Origin of the sequence: Paraburkholderia sp. SECH2 (assembly GCF_030464795.1) — a bacterium.
Taxonomy (GTDB): Bacteria; Pseudomonadota; Gammaproteobacteria; order Burkholderiales; family Burkholderiaceae; genus Paraburkholderia; species Paraburkholderia aspalathi.
In genome coordinates, this window is record NZ_JALPRH010000012.1 from 37,878 (window position 1) to 54,791 (window position 16,914).

The 16,914-nt window shown below is 62.6% G+C and carries 13 protein-coding genes; 7 read left to right on the forward strand and 6 right to left on the reverse strand.

Features of this window, described 5'->3' with window-relative positions:
* Nucleotides 1-2: 2 nt before the first annotated feature.
* The 6 genes from M0D66_RS20375 (at nt 3) to M0D66_RS20400 (ending at nt 7,155) form a co-directional block, all read left to right on the forward strand.
* The gene (locus tag M0D66_RS20375; protein WP_266211429.1) at nt 3-1,661 is read left to right on the forward strand and encodes an ATP-binding protein; all 1,659 of its coding nucleotides are present in this window, start codon (nt 3-5) and stop codon (nt 1,659-1,661) included.
* 114 nt (nt 1,662-1,775) lie between these two features.
* The gene (locus tag M0D66_RS20380; protein WP_093635108.1) at nt 1,776-2,237 is read left to right on the forward strand and encodes a MarR family winged helix-turn-helix transcriptional regulator; all 462 of its coding nucleotides are present in this window, start codon (nt 1,776-1,778) and stop codon (nt 2,235-2,237) included.
* Between the two features lie 6 nt (nt 2,238-2,243).
* Complete coding sequence (locus M0D66_RS20385; RefSeq protein WP_266211430.1) at nt 2,244-4,346, forward strand: FUSC family protein; 2,103 nt, start codon at nt 2,244-2,246, stop codon at nt 4,344-4,346.
* Nucleotides 4,347-4,391: 45 nt separating this feature from the next.
* Nucleotides 4,392-4,601, forward strand: a complete 210-nt coding sequence (locus M0D66_RS20390) for a DUF1656 domain-containing protein (RefSeq protein WP_175049886.1) — start codon at nt 4,392-4,394, stop codon at nt 4,599-4,601.
* Nucleotides 4,598-5,617 carry an efflux RND transporter periplasmic adaptor subunit gene (locus tag M0D66_RS20395; RefSeq protein ID WP_200653078.1) on the forward strand — a complete coding sequence of 340 codons (1,020 nt, stop codon included), beginning with the start codon at nt 4,598-4,600 and terminating at the stop codon, nt 5,615-5,617. The genes M0D66_RS20390 and M0D66_RS20395 overlap by 4 nt, the downstream gene beginning before the upstream one ends.
* A complete protein-coding gene (locus M0D66_RS20400; RefSeq protein WP_266211431.1) occupies nt 5,614-7,155 on the forward strand; it encodes an efflux transporter outer membrane subunit in 1,542 nt (513 codons plus the stop codon). Before M0D66_RS20395 ends, M0D66_RS20400 begins: the two co-directional genes overlap by 4 nt.
* 259 nt (nt 7,156-7,414) lie before the next feature.
* On the opposite strand, the gene M0D66_RS20405 is transcribed toward M0D66_RS20400, so the two are convergent.
* From M0D66_RS20405 to M0D66_RS20415, 3 genes are all read right to left on the reverse strand, one after another.
* A complete protein-coding gene (locus M0D66_RS20405; RefSeq protein ID WP_115778595.1) occupies nt 7,415-7,876 on the reverse strand; it encodes a (2Fe-2S)-binding protein in 462 nt (153 codons plus the stop codon).
* Between the two features lie 25 nt (nt 7,877-7,901).
* Nucleotides 7,902-10,172 (reverse strand): xanthine dehydrogenase family protein molybdopterin-binding subunit, encoded by a 2,271-nt coding sequence (locus M0D66_RS20410; protein ID WP_266211432.1) that lies wholly within the window; start codon nt 10,170-10,172, stop codon nt 7,902-7,904.
* Nucleotides 10,173-10,431: 259 nt separating this feature from the next.
* Nucleotides 10,432-11,319: a LysR family transcriptional regulator gene (locus M0D66_RS20415; RefSeq protein ID WP_256457384.1), complete on the reverse strand. Its 888-nt coding sequence runs from the start codon at nt 11,317-11,319 to the stop codon at nt 10,432-10,434.
* 100 nt (nt 11,320-11,419) lie between these two features.
* On the opposite strand from M0D66_RS20415, the gene M0D66_RS20420 reads away from it, so the two are divergent.
* Nucleotides 11,420-12,841, forward strand: a complete 1,422-nt coding sequence (locus tag M0D66_RS20420; RefSeq protein WP_266211433.1) for an aldehyde dehydrogenase family protein — start codon at nt 11,420-11,422, stop codon at nt 12,839-12,841.
* A 59-nt stretch (nt 12,842-12,900) separates the two neighbouring features.
* Here the strand turns inward: M0D66_RS20420 and M0D66_RS20425 are convergent, their stop codons facing one another.
* The 3 genes from M0D66_RS20425 to xylF all read right to left on the reverse strand — a co-directional run bounded on the left by M0D66_RS20425 (nt 12,901) and on the right by xylF (nt 16,782).
* On the reverse strand, nt 12,901-14,100 hold the full coding sequence (locus tag M0D66_RS20425) for a sugar ABC transporter permease (RefSeq protein WP_093635100.1): 1,200 nt from the start codon (nt 14,098-14,100) through the stop codon (nt 12,901-12,903).
* Entirely contained in the window at nt 14,097-15,665 is a 1,569-nt protein-coding gene (gene xylG / locus M0D66_RS20430) for a D-xylose ABC transporter ATP-binding protein (RefSeq protein ID WP_266211434.1), read from the reverse strand. The genes M0D66_RS20425 and xylG overlap by 4 nt, the downstream gene beginning before the upstream one ends.
* A gap of 88 nt (nt 15,666-15,753) precedes the next feature.
* A complete protein-coding gene (gene xylF, locus M0D66_RS20435) occupies nt 15,754-16,782 on the reverse strand; it encodes a D-xylose ABC transporter substrate-binding protein (protein WP_054040132.1) in 1,029 nt (342 codons plus the stop codon).
* Between the last annotated feature and the right edge of the window lie 132 nt (nt 16,783-16,914).

Below are 16,914 nucleotides of genomic sequence, written 5' to 3' on the forward strand. Positions count from 1 at the left end.
CCATGGAGCAACGCGTCCTTATCCTGGCGCCGTTCGGCCGCGACGCCGATGTGATTGCCGAAGTCCTGCAGAAGGACGCCCGTGTATCCGTTGCTTGCCGCGATGCCGATGCACTCACCGAAGCGCTGGATGCCGGCGCGGGCAGTGCATTGATCGCCGAAGAAGCCCTCGCGGACGGCCATGCATCGCGCCTGTTCGGTTGGCTCGAACAGCAACCGGCGTGGTCCGACTTTCCCTTCATTCTGCTCGCCGCCAATCGCGTCGGGCGCCGTTCGGCGCGCAGCCTCGAAGTGCTCGAGCGGCTCGGCAACGTGGTGGTGCTCGAGCGTCCGCTGAACTCGGAAACGCTGCGGCGCGCGGTGGGTTCATCGCTAAGGGCGCGCTCCCGGCAGTACGAATCGCGCCGCCATCTGGCCGAACTGATCGAGGCGCAAGAAGCCCTGGTGCACCTCAACGATTCGCTGGAGAGCCGCATTGCCGGACGCACGCAGGAGCTTGCGTCCGCCAACAACCGGCTGATGATGGAGATTCACGAGCGCGCCAAAGTGCAGGCCGTACTGGTGCAATCGCAGAAGATGGAAGCGCTCGGGCAACTCACCGGCGGCATCGCGCACGACTTCAACAATCTGCTGAACGTCATCATGGTCAACTCGGAGTTGATCGCGCGGATCGGCAGCGACGATCGCATTCGCGCCATGGCCGCCACGGTCAAACGCGCAACCGAGCGTGGCGCGAAACTCACGGGCCAGCTACTGACCTTCTCCCGCAACAGCAACCTCGATCTGAAAGCGGTGGACGTGGTCGCCTTGCTGCAAGGCATGCGCGACATCATCACCGTGTCGCTCGGGTCGGGCATCCGCTACACCAATGAATTCGACGGCGAAGAGATGTGGACCCAGGCCGACGCCAATCAGCTCGAACTGGCCATCCTCAATCTGGCGATCAATGCGCGCGACGCAATGCCGAACGGTGGTCAGTTGGCCATTCACGTGAAAGAGCGTGAAGCCCCCGATGAAACGCTCGGCGACGGTCACTATGTCGTGCTCGAAGTCGTCGACACCGGCTCAGGCGTCCCACCCGATGTGGTCTCGCGCGTGTTCGATCCATTCTTCACGACCAAGCCGATCGGCAAAGGCACGGGCCTCGGCCTGAGCCAGGTCTACGGCATCGCGCGGCAAGCCGGCGGCACTGCGCGCCTCTTCAGCGAAGAGGGCGCGGGCACCACAGTGGAGATCTGGCTGCCCTTGCGCGAGCGCGTGGCGTCGCAGATCGCGGTGGTCTCCGACGTCGAACAGAACGCAGTGGGCGTGAAACGCGTACTGGTTGTCGAAGACGACGGCGAGGTGCGGGCGATGCTGGTCGAGTGTTTAAGAATGCTCGGCTACACCGTGACCGAAGCCGCGGACGGCCAGGCCGGGCTGAACCGTTTGCAGGACGACAAGCCCGACTTGCTCGTGGTCGACTTCGCGATGCCGGGCATGAACGGCATCGACGTCATCGCCGCGGCGCGCAAGATGCGCGAGGACTTGCCGGTGATCCTCGCGACCGGTTACGCGGACGTGGATATTTCGGGTCTCGCCGTCAAGCGCTGCACGATCTTGCGCAAACCATTCCAGCTCGACGATCTGGCGCGTACCGTCCGGCTCGGCCTCGCGGCCTGAGAAGAAGACGCAATTGTTTGTCACATTACGACTTCAGACTTCCGCGGAGTACATTCCCACAAAAATCCAATTCAATAGTTTGCTAACGAATTTTTAGGAAATACAATAGCGGCCATGTCGAATCTCGATATCTTGCGCCGCACCGTTAGCAGCACCCTGGTCGTCGCTGCCAGAAAATGGCGGCGCACGAGCCATGACGTGCTCGCGGCCTTTAATGTTTCCGAAGCGTGCGCCACGCCCCTCCTCACCGCCAGCCGGCTCGGTGAAGCGGTGCGGCAGGTCACGCTGGCCGATCACATCGGCATTGAAGGGCCCTCGCTCGTGCGGCTGCTCGATCAACTGTGCGCGGCCGGCCTGATGCGCCGCGACGAAGATCCTGAAGACCGGCGCGCCAAGACCGTGGCACTCACCGATGAAGGCCGCGCCGTCACCGCAAAAATGGAAGAAGAGCTGAATACGCTGCGGGCGCAAGCTTTGAAAGGTATCTCGCGTAGCGATCTCGAAGCGACCTTACGGGTGCTGGCTGCTTTCACGGCCGACGCTCCGGCGTCCCCCAATCCCCGGGACGCCGAGTAACGGGTTATGGTCTATCCCTCCATCCGCGACTGGCTCTTCTCCGTCAAGACGTTTGCCGCGGCGATGATCGCGCTTTACATCGGCCTCGCGCTCGAATTGCCGCGACCGTACTGGGCGATGGCCACCGTCTACATTGTGTCGAATCCGTTTGTCGGCGCGACCCGCTCCAAGGCACTTTATCGTGCGCTCGGCACCATGCTGGGCGCATCGGCTGCGGTACTGCTGGTGCCGCCCTTCGTCGAATCGCCATACCTGTTCAGCGTGATCGTCGCGTTGTGGACCGGCACGCTGCTGTATCTGGCGGTGGCCGATCGCACTGCGCGCAGCTACGTCTTCATGCTGGCGGCCTACACCATGCCGATCATTGCGTTGCCTTCGGTGACCAATCCAGGCGGCGTGTTCGATCTGGCTATCAGCCGTACCGAGGAGATCCTGCTCGGCATCGTGTGCGCGAGCATTGTCGGCAGTTCGCTGTTTCCCAGCCGGCTCGCCCCCACCATCATCGAGCGAACCGACGCGTGGTTTCGCGACGCTGCGTTCTATGCGACCGAAACGCTGTCTGGGCGCATTGCGGGCTCGGCGATCTCGGGGGCTCGCCAGCGCATTGCGAGCACGATCAACGGGCTGGAATTGCTACTGAGCCAGTTGGCCTACGACCATACCCGGCCGGACATCCTGACACGCACTCACGAGTTGCGCGGGCGCATGCAGTTGCTGCTGCCGATGATGTCGGCGCTGGCCGATCCGCTGATCGCGCTCTACAACAGCGGTCGCCAGACATGGCCAGAAGGCCTCGAAGCCTTGCTCAACGACGTCATCAAGTGGTTCAATGCGCCGCTTCCCGCGGTCAGCGGGGGCTATCATCCCGACCCGGAAGCCAACGCGTTGCGCGAGCGCATCGCCGCGATGCAGCCGCCGCCGGCCGCGCTGGCGACCTGGGACAACGCACTGCTTTCGAACGCGCTATGGCGCCTGAAACAGGTGATCGATATCTGGCAGGACTGCCGCTCACTGCGCATCATCATCACGCGCGAAGAAGGCTCGTGGCGGCCACGCTTTCGTCACTGGCGGCTGGGCGGCACCGAGCGGTTCTTCGATCGCGGCATCATGCTGTTTTCGACGGTTTCAGCGGGCGCCGCGGTCGTCATCGCGTGCAGTCTGTGGATCAGTTCAGGCTGGGCGGACGGCGCTAATGCGGCGACGCTGGCAGCAGTCGCCTGCTGCTTCTTCGCCGCGTTCGACGAACCCGCGCCCATGGTGTTCAAGTTCTTCGTCGCCACGGCGATCGCAGTGGTGGCCGCCGGTATCTATCTGTTCGCCGTGCTGCCTCACGTGCACGATTTCCCGATGCTGGTCATCCTGTTCGCCGGGCCGTTCATCCTTGTCGGCACGCTGATCCCGCGTCCGCAGTTCAACATGGTGACGGTGCTCGTGGCCGTCAATACCGCCACCTTCATTAGCATTCAGGATGCCTATTCGGCCGACTTCCTGATCTTCCTGAACAGCAATCTCGCGGGCCTTGCCGGCTTGCTGTATGCGTATCTGTGGACCCGCGCGACGCGGCCGTTCGGCGCCGAACTCGCGGCCTCCCGGCTGTTGCGCTCGAGCTGGGCCGACGTGGCGCTGACTGCGTCCGCCCGGACGATCGAAGACCCGCGTAATCTCGCCGCGCGCATGCTCGACCGCCTGATGCAGCTGATCCCGCGCCTCGCCGCCACGGACGACCATCGCCATCCGTCGATCGAAAGCTTCCGCGATCTGCGCATTGCTTTCAACGCGCTCGATCTGCGCCGTCTGACCGGGAAGCTCGGCGGCGAAGCGCCGGCTGCGATCGATCAGGTCCTCGAAGACGTGCGCGACTACTTCCAATGGTGCATCGACCAGCGCAAGCGCCAACCGGTGCCCGAGAGCCTGATGTCGTCGATTGATTCAGCCGTGGCGCGCGTCACTGCACAAGGCCTAGCCAATGCCGGCGCGCCGGGCCCGACCGCGCAAACCTCGGCGCGCAGATTGCGCGAGGCGCTGCACGCGCTGGTCGGCTTGCGTCTTTCGCTGTTTCCGGCCACGCTAATCACACCCACGCCGCCCGAACCGGAGGCCGCTGCCTGATGCGCCCGTCCCGCAACCCCATCCTCTCCTTTGCCCGTTCCCGCGATGATCGGTGAAATCGATATCTTCGGCGTGTTCGTACCGGCCGTGCTGGTGCTGATGTTGGTCGCCTATCTGATCAACCTGGCCATTCGCACGGTGTTCGAACGCGTCGGCTTTTACCGCTTCGTCTGGCATCGCTCCATCTTCGATCTCGGCATCTATGTGCTGGTGCTGGGCCTTGTCGTCGTCGTTTCGCACAGACTAATAACGTGAAAAAAACCTGGTTCTCCGTCGGTCAAATTCTGCTGACCCTGATCGTCGTCGTGGTTGCAGCCTTCGTGCTGTGGAAACTGGTCGCCTATTACATGTTCGCGCCGTGGACTCGCGACGGTCATGTACGCGCCGACGTGATCCAGGTTGCGCCGGATATCTCGGGGCTGATCTCATCGGTCGAAGTGGTGGACAACCAGCAGGTCAAACAAGGCCAGGTGCTGTTCGTGATCGATCAGGCCCGCTACGCGCTCGCACTGCGCCAGGCGCAGGCCACCGCGCAGCAACGCCGCGCTACCCTCGATCAGGCGCGCCGCGAAGACGTGCGTAATCGCCAGCTCGGCAACCTGGTTGCGGCGGAGGTCGCAGAGGAAAGCCGCTCGCGTGTTGAAACAGCGGAAGCGGCGCTCGCCGATGCGAACGTCGCGATCGATACCGCCAAGCTGAATTTGCAACGCACTACGATCGTGAGTCCTGTCGACGGTTATCTGAACGACCGCGCACCGCGTACCGGCGAATTCGTCTCGGCAGGCCGTGCCGTGCTGGCGGTGGTGGATATGCATTCGTTCCGCGTCGACGGTTACTTTGAAGAGACCAAACTGCGCGGCATCGACATCGGCCAGCGGGTCGATATCCAGGTGATGGGCGAGCCAAACGTGCTGCGCGGTCACGTGCAAAGCATCGTCGCGGGGATTGAAGACCGCGACCGCACGCAAGGGTCGAATCTGCTGCCGAACGTGAATCCGGCATTTAGCTGGGTGCGGCTCGCGCAACGGATTCCGGTGCGCGTTGCGCTCGACGAGGTGCCTGCCGACTTCCGCATGATCGCTGGACGCACCGCGACGGTGTCGGTGCGCGATCTGTCGCCGACCGGCAAGCAGCGTCCGGCTGCGGGCGCTTCGGGTACGGTGGATGCATCGGCGGCTTCGGCTTCGGCTACTTCTGCTGTCCCGGCTGCCTCCGCTGCTTCTACTGCGCAACCGGCATCTGCTGCCGTCATGTCGGGCGCGTCGCAATGAAGCTGTCGCGCGCCCTTCCCTTATTGCCGCTGCTGCCACTCTTGCCGTTGAGCGTCGCGCTCAACGGCTGCGTGAATGTCGGCCCCGATTACGCACTGCCGAAGCAGGCGCTGGTCAACGCGCCGCTCGCCAACGCGCCGATCGAAGGCGCCGATGCCAAACTGACCACGCAACAGAACGTGCCGGTGATCTGGTGGAAGCTCTACGACGATCCGGTGCTGAACAAGCTGGTCGACGAGGCGCTGCAGTCGAATACCGACTTGCGCGTCGCGGCGGCGAACCTCGCGCGTTCGCGTGAAGCGCTGGGTGTCGCGCAGGCTCAAGGCGGCTTCTCCGGCAAGAGTTCGGTGCTGCTCGAACGCGCGCAGGAATCGGCCGAGCAGTACCTGCTTACCGAGAAGCTGCCGGTCGTCAATGAAGGCGATATCGGTATCAGCATCTCCTACGAAATCGATCTGTTCGGCAAGCTGCGGCGTGGTGTCGAAGCGGCGGCGGCGGATACGGAATCCGTGCAGGCGGCCGCCGATCTCGCGCGAATTACAGTGGTCGCGGATGTGGTGCGCTCGTACGTCGACCAATGCTCGGCCGCCGAGGAACTCAGGATCGCGCAGCAATCGTTGGCCTTGCAGAAGGAGCGTGTGGACGTATCGCGCCGATTGCGCGACGCGGGTCGCGGCAATCAGCCCGATGTGACGCGCGGGCAAACCCAGGTCGATACGTTGGCGGCGGATATTCCGCGCTATACGGCGCGCCGCCAGATTGCGCAATACCGGCTCGCAGCGCTGCTCGCACGCGCGCCGTCCGATTTGCCGCCAGCCGTGCTGGCCTGCAGCACGTTGCCGCAGATCCGCCAGCCGATCCCGGTCGGCGACGGTGCCGCGCTGCTCAAGCGTCGCCCGGACGTGCGCGAGGCCGAGCGTCAACTGGCAGCATCGACTGCACGCATCGGGGTCGCGACGGGCGCGTTGTATCCGACGGTGAGCATCGGTGCGTCGGCGGGTTTGACCGGGGTTCTGGAGGACCTCGGCACCTCGCCGACGGCACGCTGGGCCTTCGGTCCGCTGATCAGCTGGACCTTCCCCACGAATGGCGCACGGGGTCGTGTGCGTGAAGCTCAAGCGTCAAGCAATGTTGCGTTGGCGAAGTTCGACGGCGTGGTGCTGACCGCATTGCGCGAAACCGAAACCAGCCTCGCGACCTACGCGTCCGACTATGCCCGCGCCGACGCCTTGCGTGCCGCGTTGAAGTCGGCCACTGCGTCGGCGGATGAAACACATCGCCTGTATCGCGCCGGGCGCGAGTCGTTTATTTCGGATCTGGATGCCACCCGCACGCTGACTTCGACGAAATCTCAGGTGGCGGCTGCGGAGGGGCAGGTGGCGATTGATCAGGTCAATCTGTTCCTCGCGCTGGGTGGTGGGTGGGAGACTGACGCGCAGGCGGTGCCTGGGGCTGCGGGTTCTAATGCTACGACTCCTGCTACTGCTGCGGCACCGGCTAAGGTCGCCATGCCGGCGGCGGCTACCAAGGCGCCCTGACCCGCCCGCCTCCCCTCATCCGGGTAAATCGCTATTATTGACAAGCTTTCTTTTACCTTTCAATTCAGGTTAAATACAGGCCTCAACACCACACGTTACGGGGTCACGTATGTCGCAATTCATGCAAGGCGCAGCCACGCTGGGCGGTTGTATCGGCGTTTTCACGGTAGTGGTGGCGGTCGTGGAGATGCTGGCAAACTGAGCCCACTGGGCTCGTAATCGGCTCACCCAGGCGTCGCTGTCTGCGGTGATGCCGGCCTCAAGCGGGCCGCCGTTTTGCCGCCGCCTGATGAATCGCCGCCCTCACCCTCGGATACGTGCCGCAACGGCACACAATGTTGGACATCGCCGCATCGATATCCGCATCAGTGGGATTGGGTTTCTGCTTGAGCAGCGCGCAGGCCGCCATTAGCTGCGCGCTCTGACAATAACCGCACTGCACCACGTCGAGATCAATCCACGCCGCTTTTAGCGCCTGCGCTTCGGCGCCCTGCACGCCTTCTATCGTCGTGATCTTCTGCGAGTGCAAGCTCGACATCGGTGTCTGACAGGCAAGGCCCGCCTTGCCGTCCAGGTGGATCGTGCATGCGCCGCAAATGCCCACACCGCACCCGAACTTGGTGCCGGTCATGCCGAGGTCGCAGCGCAGCACCCACAGAAGCGGCATGTCCGGTTCAGCTTGCACGGCAACCGCGCGGCCGTTGATGTTTAGCGATCCCATGTTTTCTCCGTCAATCTGAAGCGTTTCACGCAACCCTCAGCGGCAGCGCGCGCAAGCGCTGACCGGTCAGTGCGAATACCGCGTTGGCCACCGCCGGCGCAACCGGCGGCACGCCTGGTTCGCCGACGCCCTGTGGGTGCATCTGGCTGGGCATGATGTCGACTTCGATCACCGGACAATCGTTCATCCGCACGACCGGGAAATCGACGAAGTTCTTCTGCGCCACCTGACCGCCGACGAAAGTGATTTCATCCTGCAACGCAGTCGAGAGGCCGAATACAATGCCGCCCTCCATCTGCTGACGAATCAGGTTTGGGTTCACCGGCAGTCCACAGTCGATCACGCAGACCACCCGATGCACGCGAATCTGCTTGTTCACACCAACCGATACCTCCGCCACCTGCGCGACGACACTGCCGAACGCTTCATGCAGCGCGACGCCGCGCGCCCGCTTTGTGCCATCGGCCGCACGCGTCATGGGATGTCCCCAGTCGGACAAGGCTGCAACGCGCCTTAACACCGCAAGATGGCGCGGATGCTGCGCGAGCAGCGCCGCGCGAAATGCAATTGGATCCTGACCGGCGGCTACAGCGAGTTCGTCGGTGAAACCTTCGGTGAAAAACGCCTGATGCGAATGGCCAACCGAGCGCCAGAATCCAATCGGGATCGGTAATTCGACGATCTTGTGCGCCACACGTGCAGTGGGCCATTCGTAGGGCTGATCGAACGCGCCTTCGCACGTGGTCTTGTCGATGGGAATGCGCGGCACGCCGTAGTAACGCACGAGCGATTCCGGCACGATCGCCTGACTCGCTGAGGTGGCATGCCACGCGACCAGCTTGCCGTCTTTGTCGAGACCGGCCTTGAGTCGCGACACGCACGCCGGACGATAGAAATCGTGGGTGAAATCCTGCGCCCGCGACCAGATTGTTTGTACCGGACGACCACCGCCTTCGCGCGCAATCGCCGCGGCTTGCGCGATGAAATCGAGTTCGAGACGGCGCCCGAAAGCGCCGCCGAGCAGTTGCGTTTGCACGTCGACCTTGTCGATGTCGATGTCCAGCACTTTCGCAACGTGCTGCCGCGCGAGCGTCGGCATTTGCGTGGAAACCCAAACGGTGGCCGCGCCGTCCGCGACCTGCACCGTGCAGTTCACTGGTTCGACCGCGCCATGTGCGAGATACGGTGCGTGGTACTCGGCGCTGATCGTGCGCGCGGCACCGCTCAATGCGGCGTCGACGTCACCGCGATGGTAGTAGGCGTGGCCGTCGCTGTCGTCCAGCGCCTGCGCGAGTTGAGTGTCTACGTTTGCGCTCGACAGATTGGCCGCAGCGCCGTCATTCCACACCACGTTGATTGCACTCACCGCGTTCATCGCGCGGAACGGGTTGTCGGCGATGACCGCGACGCCGCCGCTGCCACCCGCGTAGGGCTTCAGCGAAAACGCCTTGATGAAGCCGGGCATCGTCCTGGCAGGCGAGGCGTCGAAATGCGCCACCGTGCCGCCCAAAGTGGGACACATCACCACGCTTGCGTAGATGAGACCATCGGGTAGCGCGTCAATGCCGAAGCGCGCTGTGCCGTTGATTTTCGACGCGGCTTCGATACGCCGCACCGGTTTGCCGATCAGTTTGAACTCAGCAGGATCTTTCAGCGCAACCTTGCGTGGCAGCGGTTGCTGTGCAGCCATCGCGGACAGTTCGCCGAAGCTCGCCTTGTGACCTGCTGCATGCAGTACGTAGCCGCCTTCCGTACGGCATTCGCCGGGTGCCACCTTCCATTGCGCGGCCGCCGCACCGATCAGCATCGCACGCGCCGAGGCGCCGGCTTCACGCATCGGCGCCCATAGATCGTTCATGCTCGATGAACCGCCCGTCATCATCGTGCCGGCGTCGCGCACCAGCTTGCGGGTCATCCAGACCGTGGCGCGCTTGACCGTGCTGTCGTCGTCCGGGCGAAACGGCAGATCGTCGACGATGTTCTGCACGCTGTTGTAGATCTTGTCGATCGGCGAGTTCTCCACGCGGACCTGCGACCAGGCGGCGTCGAGTTCCTCGGCCAGCAGCATCGCAAGGCCCGTGTGGATGCCCTGCCCCATTTCCGCTTTGCACACCACGATCGTCACGGTGTTGTCCGCGGCGATTTTGACCCAGCCGTTGAGTGCGACCTGGTTGCCTTCTGTCGGCAACGGCGTGGCGAGGGTCAGGCGCTGGCCCGGCGGCAGCACCGACCAGCCGACCAGCAGCACACCGAGCGCGCCGGCGCCGCCTAGCAGGAAGGTTCTGCGCTTTAACATCGTATGGCTCGATCAGCTTGCACGGTGGCGGGGACGCTGTGAAAGCGCGGGCTGGCGCGGGAGTTTGTTTCGTTGGAACAGTAGTAAGACGGAAGAGTGGATGGGGGACTGAAAGCTAAAGGGTTTCAGCCGAGCTGCACAGTGCTGGCGCATGCAAGCCGTGTGTCAGTTCATTAAATGTTATTCGTCGCGTGGTGGCACGCTGCAACGCAACTGGCTTGAACGGCGGGAAAATGCGAGAGGTGGCGGATTTTTACTATCACGCGCCCTCCCGAATCATCTCGATCAACGCCCGCAACCCCGCCGGCACATGACGTCGCCCGGGATAGTAAAGACACAACCCCTCAAACGCCGGCGTCCAATCTTCCAACACACGCTGCAGCGTGCCCGCTTCCAGATCCGCCGCCACGTTCCATTCGGTCATGTACGCCAGTCCGAATCCCTCGCGGGCTGCCTCCATGATGAGCAGCGGCTCATCGAGCGTCAGCATGCCCTGCACATCTACGCTGATTGCCTCGCCGCGTCGCTCGAACTCCCAGTGATAAATACGGCCGCTCGGCATGCGCATCCGGATACAACGGTGTGCACGCAGGTCGTCTGGCTTGCGCGGCTTCGGATTTTCGGCGAAATAGGCGGGACTCCCAACGACTGCAAAACGCTGCGGCCGGTTGAACGGCACCGCGATCATGTCCTGCGGCACAATCTCAGCCAACCGAATGCCGGCATCAAAGCCCTCCACCACGATGTCGATCATGCGCCCCTCGGTGACGAGATCCAGCTTCATCACCGGATAACGCCGCAGATATTCCAGCAGCAAGGGCATCACCTGGCGCGCCGCGCCCGTCGACGTATTGATCCGCAGCGTGCCCGCCGGTGTGTCACGAAAGCTGCCGGCCTGCTCGATAGCCACGCGAATGGTCGATAACGCCGGCGCCACGCTGTCGACGAATTGCGCGCCCGCCTCGGACAACGACACGCTGCGCGTGGTCCGATTAAAGAGCCGCACGCCGATGCGCGCCTCCAGCGCCGCAATCGCATGGCTCAGCGCCGATGTCGACACGCCAAGTTCCGTGGCCGCTGCGCGGAAGCTACGATGGCGCGCCACCGCAAGCACGCCTTCCAGTTCGCTCAAACCGGGCGTCTTCATTATCCCATCCTGCTCAATGAATCATCCTTGATTATATGGCTAGTCGGCTTAATCCTTTGAGCCTATCTTTGAGGCAACAACTTCCTGGGTAGGAGCTTTCATGCAGCAAATCGACAAGGTTTATATCGACGGCGCGTTCGTCACCCCGCACGGCGAAGAGTGGTTCGATCTTCACAACCCGGCTAAGGAAACGGTGATCGGCACGGTGCGTCTGGCCGACGCGGAAGACGCTCGCCGCGCGATTGCGGCCGCCAAACGCGCCTTCCCGGCGTTTTCCCGCACCAGCAAGGAAGAGCGGATCGCGCTGCTCGAACGCATGCACGCCGCGGTTCAGGCGAGAGAAGACGAGCTGTATGAAGCAATCGTCGAGGAATACGGTGCGCCGGTGTCACGCGCGCGCTGGATGGCGAAATACCCGGCGGACGTGCTCGCGGAAGTCATCAAGGTCTTGCAGACCTATGATTTCACGCGACGCGCCGGCACGGCCGACGTCGTCATGCAGCCGCTCGGCGTCGCCGGACTGATTACACCGTGGAACAGCAATGGCGGCTTTATCTGCGGGAAGCTGGCTGCGGCGATTGCAGCGGGCTGCACGGCCGTCATCAAGCCGAGCGAAATGAGCGCGATCCAGACACGCATCATCACCGAGGCGCTGCACGAAGCTGGCTTGCCCGCGGGCGTGTTCAATATCGTCACGGGCCGGGGCGACACGGTGGGGGCGGAAATCAGCGCACATCCGGACGTGGCGAAGATTTCCTTCACCGGATCGACGGCTGTCGGCAAGACGATTCTGCGCACCGGCGCGGAGACATTGAAGCGCGTCACGTTAGAGTTGGGCGGTAAATCGCCGGTGGTCATACTCGACGACGCCGATTTCGCAGAGGCGGTGCCGTTGGCGCTCCAGGCAGGGTTCATGAACAGCGGTCAGGCGTGTATTGCCGGTACGCGGATTCTTGTGCCGCAGAGCCGCCTTGCGGAATTCGAAGAGCGGATGAGCTTTGAAGTCGCTCGCACGCAAGCCGGTGATCCGCGCGATCCGGCTACGCGGATCGGCCCGATGGTCAGCCGCAAGCAGTGGGAGCGCGTGCAACGTTATATCGGCATCGGCATCGACGAAGGCGCGCGATTGATTGCCGGTGGCGAGGGCCGACCGGAAGGCGTGGAGCGCGGCTGGTTCGTGCGTCCGACCGTATTTAGCGGCGTCAGCAACGACATGACGATTGCCCGTGAAGAGATTTTTGGGCCGGTGCTGTCGATCATTGCGTATCGCGATACTGAGGAAGCGATTGCGATCGCCAATGACACAAGCTACGGGCTGCAAGCGTACGTACTCTCAGCCGATGCAGCGCGGGCTCGCGCAGTCGCCACTCGCATCGACGCAGGACGTGTACTGATCAACACGTTGGCACACGAACCGGCAGCACCGTTCGGCGGCTTCAAGCAATCAGGCATCGGGCGGGAATATGGCACGTTCGGCCTGGAAGCCTTCATGGAGCCGAAGTCGTTGCTCGGCGTGAACTAAAGCGTTTGATCGCTCAGCAGGCGGCGCGTCGTCATTTGCATGACGCACCGCCTGCTGTTTCACCGCCGGTTCGATCCCGACACGACATCGATCCACACGGCCAGCACGAGAATGCTGCCCTTCACGATCATCTGCCAGTACGCGTCGACATCCAGCATCGACATGCCGTTATCCAGACTCGCCATCACCAGCGCGCCGATCAACGCACCGTAGACCGTTCCGGAGCCGCCGCGCATCGACGTCCCACCGATAAAGCACGCAGCGATCGCGTCGAGTTCACCCATCGATCCCGCCGACGGCGAGCCCGCCGCGAGGCGCGCCGTATTGACGATCCCCGCGAACGCACACATCAGTCCCATCAGCGCAAAGATGGCCAGCTTCACGCGGTTGGTATTCACGCCGGAGAGCCGCGTCGCTTCCAGGTTCGACCCCACCGCGTAAATACGCCGCCCAAAAACAGTCTGCGTTGCGATCCACGTGAAAATTCCAAGCAGCGCGAGTAGCAGCAAAACCGGCACAGGAATGCCGCCATAACGATCGAGCGTGGCGACAAAGGCGGCCAGAATCACGCCTGCCCCGACTACCTTCGCAACGTCCTGCCAGATCGGCACCACGCGCAACTTATAACGCTCGCGGTTGCTTCGTTGTCGCACGGTCAGAAACGCCAGTACGACAAACAGCGCGACGGCCAGCGTATCGCCCGCAAGACGCGGCAAATACCCCTGACCGACAAACACGAAACCATCAGAGACCGGCGCAATCGTCGAACCGCCGGTGACGCCGAGCAGAATGCCGCGATATGCAAGCATGCCGCCCAGGCCGACAATAAACGAAGGCACACGCCGGTAGGTCGACCACCATCCATTGAACATGCCGACGAGCACGCCAAGCAGCATCACGACAGGCACGGTGACGCCAATCGGCCAATGGCGGTTCACATCGAGAATCGCCGCGACACCGCCGAGCAAACCCAGCAACGACCCGACCGACAGATCGATCTCGCCCGCGATGATCACGAACACCATGCCGCACGCGAGCATGCCGGTAATCGACATCTGCCGCAGCAGGTTCGACAGATTGCGCGGCGTCACGAACGCACCGTGCGTCAGAAAGGAGAAGAAAAGCCAGATCACGGCCACGGCGATCAGCAACGCGAGAATCTTGTAACGTGCGAACAGTTGCTGAATGCGCTGCGGGCCACCGAATGCGCCGCGCGACGCAGCGCCGTCGGCGGGTTGGGAAGTGACGTCGGGAGTCATGCGGCACTCGCTTCAGTTGGTGCGGTCGGGTTGAGGGATCGCTGCACGGGACGGATTGCGGCGCTGAGAATGTCCTCTTGCGTGAGGCCGTCGTTGACGAAATCGCCGCGCAATTCGCCTTCGCCGATAACCAGCACGCGATCGCTGATACCGAGCACTTCAGGCAACTCAGACGACACCATCACGATCGACATGCCGCGCTGTGCCAGTTGAAAAATCAGTTTGTAGATTTCGAACTTCGCGCCGACGTCGACACCTCGCGTCGGTTCGTCGAGGATCAGTACCTTCGGGTCCGTCAGCAGCATGCGCGTCAACACGGCCTTCTGCTGATTGCCACCCGACAGACTCGCAATCGAGAGCATCGGATGCGCCGCGCGCACCGAAAGCCGCTTCATCTCCGTGTGAATCGTGTCGAGTTCGGCGGCGGAATCGATGCGGCCGCCCTTCGCGAAGCGTTGCAACACCGCAAGCGTAATGTTGTGGCCGACACTCAGACCCGGCACGATGCCGTGGCGCTTCCGATCTTCCGGCACCATGCCGATACCGGCGCGAATCGCATCGACAGGGGCGCGAATTTTCAACGGCTTGCCGTCCATCACCACGGTCGCCTCGCTCGCACCGGGATACGCGCCGAAAATCGCCTGCATCAGTTCCGTACGCCCCGCGCCGACCAAACCGGCAACGCCGAGAATCTCGCCACGCCGCAGCGCAAACGACACATCGTTCACGCGCTTTCGGCGCGGATTGTTGACGTCAAAACAGGTCACGTGGCGCGCTTCAAAGATTACGTCGCCGATAGGATGCGGTTCACGCGGAAACAGGTTCTTGATTTCGCGGCCCACCATCAGGGAGATGATGCGGTCAGTGGTCAGCGCGCGCATGGGTTCGGTCGCGACATGGCGGCCGTCGCGAATCACGCTGATTGTGTCGCACACCGCCGCCACTTCGTCGAGCTTGTGCGAGATGTAAACGCATGCAACCCCGCGCCGCCTCAGATCGCGCACGATATCCAGCAGGATGTGTATCTCCGTAGCCGTCAGCGACGACGACGGTTCATCGAGGATCAACAGTTTCGCGCGCTTGTTCAGCGCCTTCGCGATCTCGATCAACTGCTGGTGGCCGCCACCGTAATTCATCACCGGTTGCGCCGAGTTGATTCCGCTGATGCCGAGCTCGTGCAGCAACTCATCGGCGCGCTGATACATCGCGGCGTAATTCATTCTGCCGCCGGGCAGCGTGATCTCATTGCCGAGAAAGATGTTCTCCGCGACCGAGAGCTCCGGCACCAGCATTAACTCCTGGTGGATGATGATGATGCCCGCGCGTTCCGTGTCTCGTATGCTCGCGGCCTTCAGCGGCTCGCCTTCCCAGATGATTTCGCCGTCCCACGTACCGTGGGGATAGACGCCGGACAGCACTTTCATCAGCGTCGATTTGCCCGCGCCGTTCTCGCCGCACAAGCCGACGCACTCGCCAGGCGCCACCGTCAGGTCGATGCCGTCGAGCGCCTTCACGCCGGAAAACGCTTTGACGATACCGCGCATCGTCAGTAATGGTTCACTCATTCGCTATGCCTCGCTGCAGGGCGCGCGGTCGCGCCGATGTGCCTGATGTATACCAGGCACACCGGCTTGAACTACGCACACGTTACGCTCATTGGCTCGCGAGCTGGGCCTGGGTGTAGAAGCCGTCCTTGACGACCACATCAACATTGCTCTTGGTGAGCAACGTGGGTTGCAGAAGCACCGTGTCGACCTTCTTCTTGCCGTTGTCGTACTGTGCATTAAAGGCCGGCTTCTCGCCCTTCGCAAGCGCGACGGAGAGTTTCGCCGCTTCGCCTGCAATCAACTTCAGCGGTTTGTACACGGTCATCGTCTGCGTGCCGGCGATTACACGCTTCACAGCAGCCAGATCAGCGTCTTGTCCCGACACCGGCACCTTGCCAGCCATGTGCTGCGCAGCCAGTGCCTGGATCGCGCCGCCTGCAGTGCCGTCGTTCGAAGCGACGATTGCGTCGATCTTGTTGTTGTTCGCCGTGAGCGCATCTTCAACGATACGCAGCGCCGTCGACGCACTCCATTCCGGCACCCATTGCTGACCGACAATCTTGATGTCGCCCTTGTCGATTGCGGGCTTCAACACCTTGAGCTGGCCTTCACGCAGCATCTTGGCATTGTTGTCGGTCGGCGCGCCGCCGAGCATGAAGTAGTTACCCTTCGGCTGCGCGTTGAAGACACCTTGTGCTTGCAGCTCGCCAACCTTCTCGTTGTCGAACGATATATAGGCGTCCACGTCGGCATCGAGAATCAAGCGGTCGTACGAGACGACCTTGATGCCGGCTTTCTTGGCTTCGGCAACCACGTTGCCGAGCGTCTTCGAATTGAACGGCACGATCACGATCACGTCGACGCCGCGCGAGATCAGGTTTTCAATCTGCGAAATCTGCCGCTCTTCGCTCGCATCGGCGGATTGCACCGACACTTTGGCGCCGAGCTTTTCTGCCGCTGCAACGAAGTAGTCACGATCGCGCGACCAGCGTTCTACACGCAGATCGTCGATACAGAAGCCAATTTCCGGGTGGTCCTTGCTTGCGTGCGCGAGCGGCGCAACAAGCGACAGGCTGGCGAGCATCGCTCCACATACGAGCGAACTCAGTACGGTACGACGTGTTGCGAATTTCATGTCTCACTCCTTGTTCTGATCGCCGGAATACCGGATTGGACGGTCTGCGCTGCGAGCCGCAGAACCGGACAAGCGACAACCCAAAGCTTCTTTTATTCGCGCGGTCAACGGGGCCGCGCGGTTTTTATGTCT